Raw genomic sequence first — 14,860 nt, 5'->3', positions numbered from 1 at the left:
GCTCAGCCGCTCAGCGGATGTTGTTGTCGTGCCCGTGCGCGCCGGAGGGGAGCGTGGGGATCGACTTCTGCATCTGCACGAGGAACTCGACGTTCGAGTTGGTCTCCTTCAGCTTGCCGAGCACGACCTCGAGAGCCTGCTGCTGGTCGAGGCCGGCGAGGGCACGACGCAGCTTCCACGTGATCTTGACCTCGTCGGCCGAGAGCAGCATCTCTTCGCGACGGGTGCTCGACGCGTTCACGTCGACCGCCGGGAAGATCCGCTTGTCGGCGAGGGCGCGGGACAGACGGAGTTCGCTGTTGCCGGTGCCCTTGAACTCCTCGAAGATGACCTCGTCCATCTTGGACCCGGTCTCGACGAGCGCGGTGGCGAGGATCGTCAGGGATCCGCCGTTCTCGATGTTGCGTGCCGCTCCGAAGAAGCGCTTCGGCGGGTACAGCGCCGACGCGTCGACGCCACCGGTGAGCACGCGGCCGGAGGCCGGAGCCGCCAGGTTGTAGGCGCGGCCGAGGCGGGTGATCGAGTCGAGGAGGACGACGACGTCGCGGCCGAGCTCCACGAGACGCTTCGCGCGCTCGATGGCCAGCTCGGCGACCGTGGTGTGGTCTTCGGCCGGACGGTCGAACGTCGAGGCGATGACCTCGCCCTTGACGGAGCGCTCCATGTCGGTGACCTCTTCGGGGCGCTCGTCGACGAGCACGACCATGAGGTGGACCTCGGGGTTGTTCTGTGCGATCGCGTTCGCGATCTGCTGCAGGACGATGGTCTTGCCGGCCTTGGGCGGCGCGACGATCAGGCCGCGCTGTCCCTTGCCGACCGGGGCGACCAGGTCGATGATGCGCTGGGTCAGCTTCTCGGGAGCCGTCTCCAGGCGCAGACGCTCCTGCGGGTACAGCGGGGTGAGCTTGCCGAACTCCACACGCGTGGCGGCGTCATCGACGGACAGGCCGTTGATCGAGTCGACCTTCACCAGCGCGTTGTACTTCTGCCGACCCTGCTGCTCGCCCTCGCGCGGCTGCTTGATCGAGCCGACGACCGCGTCGCCCTTGCGGAGGTTGTACTTCTTCACCTGGCCGAGCGAGACGTAGACGTCGCTGGGACCGGCGAGGTACCCGGTGGTGCGGACGAAGGCGTAGTTGTCGAGCACGTCGAGGATGCCGGCGATCGGGATCAGGACGTCGTCCTCGCCGATCTCGGTGTCGAACTCGTCGGTCGGGGCGCCGTTGCGGCGCTTGTTGCGCTGGCGGTTGCGGCTGTTGCCGCCGGCCTGGTCGTCGTCGGCGGCGGGCTGAGCCTGCTGCTGCTCCTGCGTCGCACCGTTCTGGCCGCGTCCACGGTTGCGGCTGCGGTTGCGGTTGCGGCCACGGCCGCCCTGCTCCTCGCCACCGTCGGAGGAGTCGGATCCACCGTCGTTGTTCTGGGCGGACTCGGCAGGCGCCGACTCCGATGCGGCATCGGCAGCGGGTGCTGCCGCGGTCGTCGCCTCTGCCTCGGCGGCAGGCTTCTGGGCTCCACGGCGGCCACGGCCGGTCGACTTGGGCGCGGGCTCCGCAGTTGCCTCCACCGGAGCAGCGTCGACGGCGGGTGCCTCGGCGGGCGCGGATTCTGCGGCCGGGGCCTCGGCATCGGCCTTCTTCGCCCGGCTACGCCGCGGTGCCTTCGCCTTGGGCGCTGCCTCCGCAGTGTCGGCCGCAGCGGCAGGGGCCGACTCGGTCTTCGGCGCGGCGTCGGTCTTCGGCTCGGTCTTGTCGGCCTCCGGCGCTGCGGCCTTGGCGGCCTCGGCCTTCTCCGCCTTCGCCGCAGCTGTCGCGGTGCTCGCGCGGCGCGGCGCGCGCTTGCGCGCGGCGCGGCGCGGTCGGTCTTCGCCTCGGCAGTGGCCGCAGGCGCTTCGGCGGCCGGAGCCGACTGGTCGTTCTGGGTCTCGGAGAGGTTCTCCACGAGTACTCCCTTATATGTCATGGGGAATGAGCGTTGAACGCGCACAACGGGTGCTGCGCACGATCGCACGGGCTGACGCTCGGCGCCAGCCAGCCTCGGCACTTGTGCCTCAAGGGTTTTGCGTGCGGGTCTTGCAAGAGTTGCAATGGGGCCAGATTCACGTCGTTACGTGGAGCCCTCCGCTCGATTCCCCACTGTACCACCACGGACGTCGACTGCGAGCAGGAGCGCTTCCCACGGGGTGTCGGTGACCCGGTCGGCCAACTCGACCGCGTCCTGACGACTGCCAGGGCCGTCCGCCAGCACGAGCACGCTCGGCCCGGCGCCGGAGACGACGGCGGCGAATCCCGCGGCTCGCAACGCCTGCACGAGCCGCTGCGTCTCGGGCATGGCCCCCGCCCGGTAGTCCTGGTGCAGCCTGTCGGCGGTCGCATCCAGAAGAAGTTCGGGGCTCTGCATCAGCGCCGCGATCAGCAGTGCGGAGCGGGAGACGTTGAACACGGCATCGGCGGTCGAGACCTGCGGCGGCTGGAGCGAGCGTGCCTGCGACGTCGACATCGTATAGGCGGGGACCAGCACCAGCGGCGAGACTCCGCGGTGGACGAGGAGCTTCTTGTGCTGCGGTCCGCGCTCCGACATCCATGCGATCGTCAACCCGCCGAACAAGGCGGGCGCCACGTTGTCGGGGTGCCCTTCGATCTCGGTCGCCAGGCGGAGGAGGTCGGTGTCGCCGATCTCGACATCGCCCTCGAGCAGCCCCTTCGCGGCGAGCACTCCGGCGGCCACGGCGGCACCGGACGAACCGAGCCCGCGACCGTGCGGGACCCCGTTCTCGGCGACGATGCGGAGTCCGGGCATCGGGCGCTGCGCGTCGGCGAACACGTAGGCGATCGTGCGGACGATGAGGTTCGACGCGTCGCGCGGGATCTCAGCGGCACCGGAACCCGACACCTCGATCTGCAGCTCCCCCGCCGGGAGCGCCGTGACCTGGAGGGTGTCGTAGATGCTGAGGGCCAGGCCCAACGTGTCGAAGCCGGGGCCGAGGTTCGCGCTCGTCGCGGGCACGCGGACCTCGACGGTACGCCCCTCGACCGTGTCGCCCGCGGTGGGCTCGAGGGCTGCGGCCATCGTCACTCGCCTTCCACCGGAGCACCGAGACCACGCGGGCGACGACATCACTGTCGGCGAGAGCATCGACGGTCGCGCTGAGGGCTTGCTCGGTCGCTCGGTGCGTGCCGATGATCAGGCGCGCCGTCGGCTCGTCCTCCCCCTCGACGGTCTGCACCACAGTGGCGACCGACACGCCGCCGTCGCTGAGGATCCCGGCCACGGTGGCGAGCACGCCCGGTGCATCGGAGACCTCGAGGGTGATCTGGTAGCGCGTGGTCACGTGTCCGATCGGGACGACCGGCAGGTTCGCCCTCGTGGATTCACCGACGCCGACGCCTCCCGCGATGTGGCGCCGAGCAGCCGAGACGACGTCGCCGAGCACGGCGGATGCGGTCTGCACGCCACCGGCGCCCGCGCCGTAGAACATCAGGGACCCGGCGGCCTCGGCCTCGACGAACACCGCGTTGTTGGCGCCGTGCACGGATGCGAGGGGTGCGAGTTCGGCACGAGCGCGGGGTAGACGCGCACCGAGATCGACTCGGCACCGTTCGCCTCGATGCGCTCGCACACGGCCAGGAGCTTGATCACGAAGCCCGCTGCGCGCCTCCTCGATCATCGAGGCTGTGATCGAGGTGATGCCCTCGCGGTACACGGCATCCAGCGGCACGGCCGTGTGGAAGGCGAGGCTCGCGAGAATCGCGGCCTTCTGTGCGGCGTCGTACCCCTCGACGTCGGCGGTCGGATCGGCTTCGGCATAGCCCAGGCGCTGCGCGTCGGCCAGCACGTCGGCGAAGTCCGCTCCCTCCGTGTCCATCCGGTCGAGGATGTAGTTGGTGGTGCCGTTCACGATGCCCATGATGCGCACCACGCGGTCGCCGGCGAGCGAATCGCGCAGCGGACGGATGATCGGGATCGCTCCGGCGGCCGCGGCCTCGTAGTAGACGGACGCTCCGACGCGGTCTGCGGCCTCGAAGAGCTCGGGGCCGTGCGTTGCGAGGAGGGCCTTGTTGGCCGTGACGACGTCGGCACCGGAGCCGATCGCCTGCAGGATGCTGGTGCGCGCGGGCTCGATGCCCCCGATGAGCTCGATCACGATGTCGGCGCCCAGAATCAGAGATTCGGCGTCGGTGGTGAACAGCTCCTTGGGCAGGTCGACATCGCGCGGCGCATCCACGTCGCGCACGGCGATGCCGGCGAGCTCCAGCTCGGCCCCCGCGCGGTCAGCGAGCTCGGCGCCGTGGCGCAGCAGGAGCGCCGCGACCTGCGAGCCGACCGCTCCCGCGCCCAGCAGTGCCACGCGAAGTCGTCGGTAGTCAGTCATGGTTGCTCCTTCGGAGGTGGGTCATTGGTTCTCCCTCGGGGCGTCGGCCCCGTCGATGCCCGCGTCACGGGCCAGCACATCGTCGATCGTCTCGCCGCGGACGATGATCGTCGAGCGACCGTCTCTGACGGCTACGACGGGCGGACGCGGAACATGGTTGTAGTTGCTGGCCAGCGGAGCGCAGTACGCGCCGGTCGCAGGGACCGCCAGAAGATCGCCTGGCACGAGATCGTCCGGCAGGTACTCGTGGTCGACGACGATGTCGCCGGACTCGCAGTGCTTGCCGACAACGCGGCTGAGCCGCGGCTCACCCGTGCCGACGCGCGATGCGAGGCGTGCCGAGTACTCGGCGCCGTAGAGCGCGGGTCGTGCGTTGTCGCTCATGCCGCCGTCGACGCTGACGTACCGGCGGACGGACCCCGACTCCACGGTCACGTCCTTCGTCGTGCCGACCTCGTAGATCGTGACTCCTGCCGTGCCGACGATGGCCCGGCCGGGCTCGAACGACAGGGCGGGGACCGGGATCCCCGAGCGGCGCATCCCTCCGCCACGGCGCTGACGATGGCGCCGGCGAGGTCCTCGATCGGTGTCGGGTCGTCGACGCGCGTGTAGGCGATGCCGAAGCCGCCGCCGAGGTTGAGCTGCGGGACCGGGCCGTGCGCGAGCAGCGCGGCGTGGAGGTCGAGGACGCGCGAGGCCGACTCACGGAATCCCGCGACGCCGAAGATCTGCGAACCGATGTGGCAGTGCAATCCGGCGAACACGAGGCCGGGGATCTCGCGGATGCGTGCGACCGCCGTCTCGGCCTCCCGAGAGGGAACCCGAACTTCTGGTCCTCGTGGGCTGTCGCGAGGAAGTCGTGCGTCTCGGCATGGACTCCGCTCACCACGCGCACGAGCACGCGCTGGGTCGCCCCGGTGCGGGCGGTGATCGCCGCGAGGCGCTCGATCTCGATCGCACTGTCGACGATGACGGTCCCGACACCGACCTCGACGGCACGCTCGAGCTCGGCGACCGACTTGTTGTTGCCGTGGAACCCGAGCGATGCGGGCGCCACGCCGGCGGCGAGGGCGACGGCGAGCTCTCCCCGGTGCAGACGTCGACCCGCAGCCCCTCGTCGACCATCCACCGCGCGATCGTGGTGCACAGGAACGCCTTGCCCGCGTAGTACACCTGCGCCGTGGTGCCGTTCTCGGCCGCCGCCCGATCGAACGCGTCCCGGAAGCGACGGGCTCGACCGCGCACCTCCTCCTCGTCGAGCACGAGCAACGGGGTGCCGTACGTACGAGCCAGAGAGGTCGCGCTGACACCGGCGATCTCGACGGCGCCGTCGTCGTCGCGCACCGCGGATGCCGGCCACACGCCGTCGGCGAGATCGTTCGCGTCCTCGGGGACGACGAGCCATTCCGGAGCGAGCGAATCGGCAGGGAGAAGCACTTGTCACCAATCGTGGGAAGGACCTCGGGCGGGGGGCGCACATCGAGGTTGACCCCGATTCTAGGGCACCGACTCGATCGCCCTGGCCATGGTGACGCGCCGCGTCAAGCCCCTGCATGGCCTCCTCCCCTGCTCCTAGGGTGGGGGCGTGGCGAACACCGAGACACGAGACGACAGCCCCCGAACGGACGCACGGGCGAAGCCCGGCCTCATCGCGCGCATCACGACGCCGGTCATCGCCTGGGCCCTCGCCAGGCGACCAGTGCGGGCCGCGCTGCTCTACTCCGAGAAACGCGGTCCCGCACTCGCCGACAGCGTGACCTACCGCGCACTCTTCAGCGTGTTCGCCGGCGTCCTGCTCGGCTTCTCGCTCGCCGCACTGTGGCTGGCGGGCAACCCCGATGCCTGGCGCGCGATCGTCGAAGCGGTGCAGTCCGCCGTCCCTGGGCTCATCGGCAAGGACGGTGCGATCGACCCCGCAGACCTCCGCGCCCCCGCATCCCTGTCGATCGCCGGCATCATCTCGCTGGTCGCCCTCGTCGGCGCCGCACTCGGCGCCATCGGCTCCCCTCCGCACCGCCGTCCGGGTTATCGCGGGCACCGTGCAGGACGACATCCTGTGGATCTGGGTGATCCTGCGCAACCTCGCGCTGGCGCTGGGGATCGGACTCGCGTTCGTCGTCTCGGCGGCGCTCACGTTCGTCGGGCAGCTCGGCGTGGCGTGGATCGCGGACGCCCTCGGACTCCCTGCGGACTCCCCGCGGTCGCCTGGACGGTTCGCGCCCTCTCCCTGCTCATCGTGTTCGCCCTCGATGCGGCCCTCATCATCGGGGTGTTCCTGCTGCTCTCCGGAGTGCGTCCGCCCGCACGCTCACTGTGGCCCGGCGCCCTGCTCGGCGCGTTCGGGCTCCTCGTCCTGCAGGAGTTGTCCGGGCTGTTCGTCGGCGGCGCCACGAGCAACCCGCTCCTCGCGTCGTTCGCGTCGCTGCTCGCGCTGCTGATCTGGTTGAACTTCTCCGCACAGGTGATGCTGTTCGCGTGCGCGTACATCGTGACCGCCGAGGAGGAGAGGGCCGATCGGGTGCACGCGCGCTTCGCGGCCACCACCTTCGCTCAGCGGCGCCTGCAGCGCGCCGAGGCCGAGGTCGGTATCGCCACGGCGGAGCTGCGTGCCGCACAGCGCGCCGCAGCGGACGAGCACGCACCCTGACCCGGGTCCTTGTTGTGACCAGTCAGGCTATGCTGGTCACAACGAGAGGATGTCCGTCATGGAACCCCGGCGCTCGCGCATCGACCTCCCGCATGCCACCGTGTCCGTCCTGGAGTGGCTCCCGGCCGAACAGACCGGCGTCCCGGTGCTGCTGCTGCACGGAGGCGGCGCCGACAGCGCAGAGCTCTCGTGGGGCGAGGTCGGCCCTGCACTCGCTGCCGCGGGACACCGCGCGGTGGCGCCCGACCACCCCGGCTTCGGGCAGAGTCCCCGCGCGCACTGGGCGCTGACCCAGGAGAAGCTCGTCCGGCACGTCGCGGAGCTCGTGGACGCTCTGGACCTCACCGACTACGCGATCGCCGGACTCTCGCTCGGAGGTGGGATGACCGTCGGCCACCTGCTCGACCAGCCCGGGCGGGCGCGGGCTGCGATCCTCCTCGGCTGCTACGGCCTGATGCCGCGCCTCGCGGACGGTTTCCTGGGTCCGGCGACCCACCTGTCGTCGTTCCTGCTGCTCCGGTCGGGGCTGCTGGGTGCGCTGACACGCTCGTACGCACGCGACGATGCCGCGATGGAGCGCGCGCTTCGAGACCTCGTCAGGAACCCGCAGGCACGGACACCCGCGCTCGTGCAGGCCGTGATCACGGAAGCAGCCTCGGGCACTGGTCTGGAGGTCTTCGGCGAATGGCAGCGCGATCAGGTGCTCTGGAACCGTCTGCGCACCGTCTACACCGACAGGCTGTCGTCGATCGAGACACCGGTGCTGCTCGTGCACGGCGACCGTGACACCGGCGTCCCGATCGCACGCGTCGAGACCGCAGCCGAGCTGCTGCCCTCCGGCACGATCCTCGAGGTCCCCGGCGCCGGGCACTGGGTGCAGCGGGACCGGCCCGACCTCGTCATCCCGGCGATGCTCGATCATCTGAGGAGTGGCGATCATGCCCCGACCCCGCGTACCGAATAGGCGAGACCGCATCCTGGATGCGGCAGAGGAGCTGGTGCTCGCACACGGCTTCGACCGCATGAGCATCGCCGCCGTCGCCGAGCACGCGGGCATCGGCAAGGGCGCCGTGTACCTCGAGTTCGACGGCAAACGCGGCATCCTCGACGCCCTCCTGCAGCGCGGCACCGCGCGCATGAACGCCCGGGTGCGCGACGAGCTGGGCGACCACCCCGCCTCAGTTCCGCGTATCGAGCGTCTGCACGGGCGCTCAGCGAAGATGCCCTCATGACCGCGGCGTTCCTCGACGATCGCGGAGTGCTCGGCGACCATGTCGCCGCGGTCGAGGACGGCCGCTACCGGGATCGGCAGCGACGAGTCGTCGCGTGGCTCCATGATCTGCAGAACCGCGGGGAGATCGTGGCCGACGTGGATGTCGATGCCCTCGCCCTTGCGTTGTCCAGTGCCTCGATCGGACTGCTGTCGGCCGCGCGCCTGCTCGGGCCCGTGGATCCCGCACACCTCGAACGCGCCATCGACACGATCGGGCGCATGGCCGAGACCTTCGAGAGGAGCTGACGATGCACATCGCCCGCTACGGGCCGACCGACGGCCGACGTGTGCTCCTCCTCCATGGCGGAGGTGTCGCGGGGTGGATGTGGGAGCCCCTTCGCGCGCACCTCGGCGACGAGCACCGCATCCTCATCCCGGACCTCCCGGGTCACGGACGCAGCGCAGACGAGCCGTACGTGTCGCATGCGCAGACCACCGCCGCGCTCGCCGGACTCCTCGAAGACGAAGCGCGACCCGCCATGGTCGTCGGCTTCTCGCTTGGAGCCCAGTTGGCCGTGCATCTCGCCTCCGCGCATCCGCGGCTGGTCGACCATGCCGTCATCGTGAGCGCGCAGGCCGTGCCGATGCGGGCGACTCGACCCCTCTCGCTCTCCTCGGGGCGACGGCGGGCCTCGCGAGGCGGGAATGGTTCGCGAGGCTGCAGGCGCGACAGCTGTTCGTTCCCGACGAGCTCGTCGCGGAGTACGTGCAGACCTCGGCCGGCATCTCGCGGGAGACGCTTCTGCGCACGGTCGAAGAGAATCTCCGGTTCACCCCTCCCCCGCGATGGCGGGCTTTTCCCGGTGCGGCGTCCATCCTCGTCGGAGCCGAGGAGAAGGGCCTCATGAAGCGCTCAGCGGCAGCGCTGCACCGAGACCTGCCGCACAGCGCGCTCGAGGTCGTCGACGGGTGCGGCCACGGGATTCCGCTGCAACGTCCCTCCTGGCTCGCCGCTCATCTCGGGCCGGCCCTCGACGCGCACCCGGACCCCCGCTGACCGGGATTCGCACGGCGTCAGCTCGGGCAGACGCCCTTCTCCTGAAGGGAGGCGTCTGTGACGATCGCGCCGTCGACGTCGATGTCGATCACGGCGGCCCCTCGACGATCTCGAGTCCGGTCAAGGTGAGCCCTGCGGGAAGCTGATCGGCGATGCACACCCGCTGCGGTTCGGTGAGCCGCGCGCCGAGCGAACCGAGATTCGAGCCGAGCTGGTCGAGGTCGATGTCGAGCCCGCCGATGCTGGCCGCGACCGGGTGAGCTCGAGGTCACCGTCGACAGCACCGGGAGTGAGGGTCAGCGACAGCGGAACGGCCGATCCGAACACGTCGATGGACCCGCCGACCGTCGCGTTCGGCGCGGCGAACTCCACCGACTCGATCGGCAGATCGGTGCCGGAGAGCAGCGAGGTGAACTCCTCCTGATCGATGCGGATCGTGCCGGACGCGCCGCCCAGATCGCCGCCGCGCAACGGCACGCCCGTCGCCGTGACGTCGGCCGCACCGGTGATCCCCTCCAGCGTCACGGAATCCGTCGAGAGGTGGAGCGTGTCCAGGCTGCCCCCGATGAGCTGCGGAAGCAGAAGGCCTTCGGTCTCGACATCCAACTGCTGGTCGGCGGGGAGGTCGAGCTGCTCGACCACGATCGACCGCACGATGCCCGGCAGGACGGCGCGCGCGATGAACTCCGCCGCGACGACGAGCAGTGCCAGCACGACGACCACGATCAGCACCACCCATGGCCAGCGACGGCGCGTCCGGGGCGCAGCGTCCGTGGCCGCAGCGGACGTGGAGCCGGGGATCACGAGCGTCGGATGCTCGGCCGAGGCGTCCGGATACGGCAGGGTGTGGTTGTCGTCGCTCATGCCTGCCATCCTGCCGCACGCCCGGAGACGGCGTCGTGCACTACATGCGCTCCGGCGCGCTCACACCGAGCAGGTCGAGCCCGTTGCGCAGCACCTGACCGGTCGCGTCGTTGAGCCAGAGACGCGTGCGGTGCACGCTCTCGATCGGGTCATCGCCCTGAGGGATCACGCGGCAGTTGTCGTACCAGCGGTGGTAGAGGCCCGCGAGCTCCTCGAGGTAGCGGGCGACGCGGTGAGGCTCGCGCACCTCCGCGGCGAAGGCCACGATGCGCGGGAACTCCTGCAGCGCACCGAGCAGGGCGCCTTCGGTCTCGTGCGTGAGCGTCTCGGGGACGAACTCGGTGCGATCGACGCCGGAGTCGGCGGCGTTGCGCGCCACGTTGTGCGTGCGGGCATGCGCGTACTGCACGTAGAAGACCGGGTTGTCGTTCGTGCGCTTCTGCAGCAGCTCGGGATCGAGGGCCAGCGGCGAGTCGGCGGGGGAACGCTCCAGCGAGTACCGCAGCGCATCGGTGCCCAGCCATTCCCGCAGGTCGTCCATCTCGATGATGTTCCCCGCGCGCTTGCTCAGGCGCGCGCCGCCGATCGACACGAGCTGACCGATCAGGACCTCGACGTTCTTCTCCGGGTCTTCACCCGCAGCGCCGGCGATCGCCTTGAGACGGTGCACATAGCCGTGGTGGTCTGCGCCGAGCAGATACAGCTTGTGCTCGAATCCACGGTCGCCCTTGTTGAGGTAGTACGCGGCATCCGCGGCGAAGTACGTGTACTCGCCGTTGGACCGGCGGATCACGCGGTCCTTGTCGTCGCCGAAGTCGGTGGTGCGCACCCAGACGGCGCCCTCGTCGTCGAACACGTGGCCCTGCTCGCGAAGGCGGTCGACGGCCTGGTCGACGAGGCTCACCCCCTGCGCGTTCTTCGCATGCAGGGTGCGCTCGGAGAACCAGACGTCGAAGTCGACGTTGAACTTCGACAGCGACTGCCTCTGCTCCTCGAGCTGGTACCCGTAGGCGAGCTCGCGCGTGACGACGACCTGCTCCTCGGCGGGCAGATCGAGCAGGTCGGGGCGCGCGCCGAGCACGCGTGCGGCCAGGTCGCCGATGTAGCTGCCGGCGTAGCCGCCCTCCGGCGTGGGCTCGCCCTTGGCCGCGGCGAGGACGGAGTTCGCGAAGCGCTCCATCTGCACGCCGGCGTCGTTGATGTAGTACTCCCTCGCGACCGTCGCTCCGGAGGCGGTGAGCACGCGGGCGATCGCGTCGCCGAGCGCCGCCCACCGGGTGTGCCCGATGTGCAGGGGTCCGGTCGGGTTCGCGCTCACGAATTCGATGTTGATGCTCTGACCGGCCTGGGAGTCGTTGGTCCCGTACGCCTCGCCCGCATCGACGATGACCTTCGCCAGCGCGCCTGCGGCCGCGGCATCCAGACGGATGTTGAGGAACCCGGGACCTGCGACCTCAGCCGTGGCGATGCCGTCGACCTGCGAGAGGCCGTCGGCGATCTGCTGCGCCAGTTCTCGCGGGTTCGTGCCGAGCGGCTTCGCCAGGCGCATCGCGATGTTCGACGACCAGTCGCCGTGCTCGCGGTTGCGCGGGCGCTCCAGCACGACGTCGGATGCGGCGAGGCCGAGGGGCACGCCAGGACGTCGTTCCTCGGCGATCGGTGCGAGGACGGCGAGGACGGCGGCGGCGAGGGTTTCGGGGTTCATAGCCTCCCCAGTTTACGGGGCTGGACAGCCGGATCCGACGGCATGAGGCGCGCGGAATTCGCGATCGACGCGCCGTGATCTACTCTCAAGCCATGAAGGCCTCCGCCCCCGACCGTCGACTGCGCACCGCAGGGGTCGCCATCGCCCTGCTCGTCGCCGTCACGGCGGGCGTTCTCGGCATGTGGCGGCCGTGGACTCCGCTCCCCTCCGCGGCACCCGTCGGGGCTGCCGCAGACGGCGTGACCGCGGCTGCGGAAGCGATCGCTCCCGCGGCGCTCACCCTTCCGGAGCACCCCACCGTGCTGGTGTTCGGCGACTCCTGGACGTACGGCTCCGCTGCGTCCGAGCCGACCCTCGGCTATGCCTACGTCTTGGCTGACCTGATCGGCGGCGAGACGATCGTGAACGGCGTGCGCGGGAGCGGGTACCTCAAGCCGGGAATCGACGGACCGACCTTCGGACAGCGCATCGCCGCCCTCGACCCCTCGCTCTCCCCGGACCTCGTGATCATCCAGGGCTCCATCAACGACCGCGCGCAGGGCGCCGCGGGCTACCGGGAAGCCGTCACCGCCGCCTGGGACGCCCTCGCCGCGATCTACCCCGACGCCGCGATCGTCGTTCTCGGTCCGGCCCCGCACGAGTTGCCGGTGGGCGCGACGACGGCGCGCATCGACACCGACCTCGGCGAACTCGCCGGCGCACGGGGCTGGTGGTACATCTCCCCCATCGCCCAGGACTGGATCACCGAAGAGAACTATCTCTCCGTGATCGACGTCGAGGTCGGACGCAAGCACCCTTCGACCGAGGGCCACCGGTATCTGGCCGAGCGCCTCGCCGCAGCCCTCGACGAGATGCGCGTCGCACCCGTCACCGAGGCAGGCGGGTCGGAGACCACCCCCGACGAGTGATATTGTCGACCGGTACGCCTCCGTAGCTCAGTGGATAGAGCGCCGGTTTCCGGTACCGTAGGTCGCAGGTTCGACTCCTGTCGGGGGCACATCGGGTTTTTCTACGCTGACGGTTCGTGAACACGTCAGTCAGACCCTTCACCACGAGAAAGGCCGCCTGGTTCAGGCGGCTTTTCTCGTCGAAGCCCGGTCGTGACAGGACTACTCGGCAGGGGTGCTCTGCATGGCTGAAAGGCTGCCCAGCAAGCGGAGACGCTCTTCCGTCGGCGTGTCTGCGGTCGGGGTCATTGTGAACATCACGAGCCCCGCGTCTGCGGGCAGCTCGAGTGCTTCGTAATCGAACTCGAGGTCGCCGACGTCGGGGTGATGGATCCGTTTGCTTCCGGTGCGGTGGAAGCGCACGTCGTGCGCAGCCCAGCGAGTGCGGAAGACATCACTGCGGGTGACGAGTTCTCCGATGAGGTCGGTGAGTTCCTTGTCGTGCGGATTGCGTCCTGCTTCGATGCGCAGCGACGCGATGATGCTGTTCGCCCCGGCTTCCCAATCGCTGTAGAAGTTCTGCGCCGCGGGGTTGAAGAACGTGAAGCGGGCGTTGTTGCGCTGGCTGGAGGCATCGTCCAGGATCGGCGAGAAGACGGCGTGGCCGATGGCGTTCTCGGCGAGGAAGTCTTTGCGTGCGTTCGAGATGTAGGCGGGCGCATTGATGCTGTCGAGGAGACGCTGGAGCGAGGGCCGGATCACGGGGGTTGCGGGCCGAGGGCGTTTGCGTGCCGCCCCGCTCGGTGCGGCGTTCCGTGCGAGGTCATGGAGGTGTGCGAGCTCGGCGTCGTCGAGGTGGAGCGCCCGGCCGAGCGCCTCGAGCACTTCCGGTGAGACGCCCGACAGGTTTCCGCGTTCCATCCTCGCGTAGTAGTCGACGCTCATCCCGGCGAGCATGGCCACCTCTTCGCGGCGCAGGCCGGTGACACGTCGCCGGCCTCCGCCGATGATGCCGGCTTGCTCCGGGGTGAGACGTGCTCGTCGCGTGGCGAGGAACTCGCTCACCTCGGATCGTAGCGTCATGCCTGCCACGCTATGCCTCCTGGTCGTGTGGGGATAGATGTCCGAGGCCGCTCAGGTCTTCCCACACGAAGGCGAGTTCTCGGCGAGCTCCCACGACGAGAACCGTGGCGGTTGCGGTCATGTCAGTTCTCCGGAATGTCCCGGCCGAACGCCTCGAGGGTGATGGCCTCAGGCTCGGGGCCGCCGCGGACGCCGGTGTCGAGAGCGTCGATGCGAGCGATCTCGTCGTCGGTGAGTTCGAAGTCGAACACGTCGAAGTTCTCCGCGATACGAGCGGGCTTCACGGACTTGGGGATGGCCTGGACGCCGTTCTGGATGTGCCAGCGGAGCATGACCTGTGCGGCCGACTTGCCGTGTGCATCGGCGATGGCGATGATGACCGGGTCGTTGAAGGTGCTCTTCGAGTCGTCTCCGCGGTAGGACGTGATGCCTCCGATGGGCGACCAGGCCTGTGTCAAGATGCCGTGCTCCTTCCCGAACGCCTGCAGGTCGCGCTGCTGGAAGTACGGGTGCACCTCGATCTGGTTCACGGCCGGCACGATCTCGGTCTGGTCGAGCAGTGTGGTGAGGTGGTCGACCATGAAGTTGCTCACGCCGATGGCGCGGACCTTGCCGTCCGCGAGAAGGGTCTCCAGCGCCTTGTAAGCGGCGATGGTCTTGTCGAACTCGCCGGGGAGAGCCTGGTGGAGGATGAAGAGGTCGATGACGTCGACCTGGAGCTTGCGAGCGCTCTTTTCGAACGCGTGCAGCGTCTCGTCGTAGCCGTAGTCGCTAATCCAGACCTTCGACTCGATAAACACATCGTCGCGAGAGAGGTCAGACGCCTGGATTGCGTCGCCGACGCCGCGCTCGTTGGCGTAAGCGGCGGCAGTGTCGATGAGACGGTAGCCCGTGGAGAGTGCGGAAGCGACAGCCTCGACCGTCTCGTCAGGAGGAGTCTGGAAGACGCCGAAGCCCAGTGCGGGCATCTCGACGCCGTTGTTCAGGGTGAGGTGAGTGTTCGTCATGGCATCGACGTTACGACGATCCACCACC

The 14,860-nt window shown here is 69.5% G+C and carries 13 protein-coding genes, 1 tRNA gene and 2 pseudogenes; 8 read left to right on the top strand and 8 right to left on the bottom strand.

Annotated elements, in window-relative coordinates; all coding sequences use genetic code 11:
- Positions 1 to 10 precede the first annotated feature (10 nt).
- The 4 genes and pseudogenes from rho to lysA form a co-directional block, all read right to left on the bottom strand.
- Positions 11 to 1,564 (bottom strand): transcription termination factor Rho, encoded by a 1,554-nt coding sequence (gene rho, locus G4G29_RS08365; RefSeq protein WP_244632537.1) that lies wholly within the window; start codon positions 1,562 to 1,564, stop codon positions 11 to 13.
- 539 nt (positions 1,565 to 2,103) lie between these two features.
- Positions 2,104 to 2,961, bottom strand: coding sequence for a homoserine kinase (thrB, locus tag G4G29_RS08360; RefSeq protein WP_244632574.1), 858 nt, complete (start codon positions 2,959 to 2,961; stop codon positions 2,104 to 2,106).
- Positions 2,867 to 4,369 carry a homoserine dehydrogenase gene (locus G4G29_RS08355; RefSeq protein ID WP_244632536.1) on the bottom strand — a complete coding sequence of 501 codons (1,503 nt, stop codon included), beginning with the start codon at positions 4,367 to 4,369 and terminating at the stop codon, positions 2,867 to 2,869. The genes thrB and G4G29_RS08355 overlap by 95 nt, the downstream gene beginning before the upstream one ends.
- Before the next feature lie 21 nt (positions 4,370 to 4,390).
- Positions 4,391 to 5,806 (bottom strand): annotated as a pseudogene (lysA, locus tag G4G29_RS08350) (diaminopimelate decarboxylase).
- Positions 5,807 to 5,954: 148 nt separating this feature from the next.
- On the opposite strand from lysA, the gene G4G29_RS08345 reads away from it, so the two are divergent.
- From G4G29_RS08345 to G4G29_RS21775, 6 genes and pseudogenes are all read left to right on the top strand, one after another.
- Complete coding sequence (locus G4G29_RS08345; RefSeq protein ID WP_244632535.1) at positions 5,955 to 7,016, top strand: YihY/virulence factor BrkB family protein; 1,062 nt, start codon at positions 5,955 to 5,957, stop codon at positions 7,014 to 7,016.
- Positions 7,017 to 7,074: 58 nt separating this feature from the next.
- The gene (locus G4G29_RS08340; RefSeq protein WP_183152464.1) at positions 7,075 to 7,980 is read left to right on the top strand and encodes an alpha/beta hydrolase; all 906 of its coding nucleotides are present in this window, start codon (positions 7,075 to 7,077) and stop codon (positions 7,978 to 7,980) included.
- Positions 7,955 to 8,248: a helix-turn-helix domain-containing protein gene (locus G4G29_RS21790; RefSeq protein WP_244632534.1), complete on the top strand. Its 294-nt coding sequence runs from the start codon at positions 7,955 to 7,957 to the stop codon at positions 8,246 to 8,248. Before G4G29_RS08340 ends, G4G29_RS21790 begins: the two co-directional genes overlap by 26 nt.
- A complete protein-coding gene (locus tag G4G29_RS21785; protein ID WP_244632533.1) occupies positions 8,245 to 8,535 on the top strand; it encodes a hypothetical protein in 291 nt (96 codons plus the stop codon). The genes G4G29_RS21790 and G4G29_RS21785 overlap by 4 nt, the downstream gene beginning before the upstream one ends.
- A 2-nt stretch (positions 8,536 to 8,537) precedes the next feature.
- Positions 8,538 to 8,849, top strand: a pseudogene (locus G4G29_RS21780) (alpha/beta fold hydrolase); the annotation flags it as partial.
- A gap of 146 nt (positions 8,850 to 8,995) precedes the next feature.
- Positions 8,996 to 9,286: a hypothetical protein gene (locus G4G29_RS21775; RefSeq protein WP_244632674.1), complete on the top strand. Its 291-nt coding sequence runs from the start codon at positions 8,996 to 8,998 to the stop codon at positions 9,284 to 9,286.
- Positions 9,287 to 9,406: 120 nt separating this feature from the next.
- Here the strand turns inward: G4G29_RS21775 and G4G29_RS08325 are convergent, their stop codons facing one another.
- Positions 9,407 to 10,150 carry an LmeA family phospholipid-binding protein gene (locus G4G29_RS08325; RefSeq protein WP_244632532.1) on the bottom strand — a complete coding sequence of 248 codons (744 nt, stop codon included), beginning with the start codon at positions 10,148 to 10,150 and terminating at the stop codon, positions 9,407 to 9,409.
- Between the two features lie 40 nt (positions 10,151 to 10,190).
- On the bottom strand, positions 10,191 to 11,855 hold the full coding sequence (gene argS / locus G4G29_RS08320) for an arginine--tRNA ligase (RefSeq protein ID WP_183152463.1): 1,665 nt from the start codon (positions 11,853 to 11,855) through the stop codon (positions 10,191 to 10,193).
- 92 nt (positions 11,856 to 11,947) lie between these two features.
- Here argS and G4G29_RS08315 point away from each other — a divergent pair, with 92 nt between their 5' ends.
- Positions 11,948 to 12,763: an SGNH/GDSL hydrolase family protein gene (locus tag G4G29_RS08315; protein ID WP_244632531.1), complete on the top strand. Its 816-nt coding sequence runs from the start codon at positions 11,948 to 11,950 to the stop codon at positions 12,761 to 12,763.
- Between the two features lie 16 nt (positions 12,764 to 12,779).
- Positions 12,780 to 12,852, top strand: a tRNA-Arg gene (locus tag G4G29_RS08310).
- 112 nt (positions 12,853 to 12,964) lie between these two features.
- On the opposite strand, the gene G4G29_RS08305 is transcribed toward G4G29_RS08310, so the two are convergent.
- On the bottom strand, positions 12,965 to 13,825 hold the full coding sequence (locus tag G4G29_RS08305; protein WP_183152461.1) for a helix-turn-helix transcriptional regulator: 861 nt from the start codon (positions 13,823 to 13,825) through the stop codon (positions 12,965 to 12,967).
- A 122-nt stretch (positions 13,826 to 13,947) separates the two neighbouring features.
- Positions 13,948 to 14,832, bottom strand: coding sequence for an aldo/keto reductase (locus G4G29_RS08300; protein WP_183152460.1), 885 nt, complete (start codon positions 14,830 to 14,832; stop codon positions 13,948 to 13,950).
- Positions 14,833 to 14,860: the final 28 nt, after the last annotated feature.

The organism is Microbacterium sp. Se63.02b (assembly GCF_014171575.1).
Lineage (GTDB): Bacteria > Actinomycetota > Actinomycetes > Actinomycetales > Microbacteriaceae > Microbacterium.
This window is presented reverse-complemented; position numbering and strand designations above follow the sequence as displayed.

What these genes read in the sequence shown, in the direction of transcription:
- G4G29_RS08355 (WP_244632536.1), bottom strand. Translation starts at nt 4,369, where the DNA reads ATGACTGACTACCGACGACTTCGCGTGGCACTGCTGGGCGCGGGAGCG.
- G4G29_RS08340 (WP_183152464.1), top strand. Translation starts at nt 7,075, where the DNA reads ATGGAACCCCGGCGCTCGCGCATCGACCTCCCGCATGCCACCGTGTCC.
- G4G29_RS21790 (WP_244632534.1), top strand. Translation starts at nt 7,955, where the DNA reads ATGCCCCGACCCCGCGTACCGAATAGGCGAGACCGCATCCTGGATGCG.
- G4G29_RS21785 (WP_244632533.1), top strand. Translation starts at nt 8,245, where the DNA reads ATGACCGCGGCGTTCCTCGACGATCGCGGAGTGCTCGGCGACCATGTC.
- G4G29_RS08325 (WP_244632532.1), bottom strand. Translation starts at nt 10,150, where the DNA reads ATGAGCGACGACAACCACACCCTGCCGTATCCGGACGCCTCGGCCGAG.
- argS (WP_183152463.1), bottom strand. Translation starts at nt 11,855, where the DNA reads ATGAACCCCGAAACCCTCGCCGCCGCCGTCCTCGCCGTCCTCGCACCG.
- G4G29_RS08315 (WP_244632531.1), top strand. Translation starts at nt 11,948, where the DNA reads ATGAAGGCCTCCGCCCCCGACCGTCGACTGCGCACCGCAGGGGTCGCC.
- G4G29_RS08305 (WP_183152461.1), bottom strand. Translation starts at nt 13,825, where the DNA reads ATGACGCTACGATCCGAGGTGAGCGAGTTCCTCGCCACGCGACGAGCA.
- G4G29_RS08300 (WP_183152460.1), bottom strand. Translation starts at nt 14,832, where the DNA reads ATGACGAACACTCACCTCACCCTGAACAACGGCGTCGAGATGCCCGCA.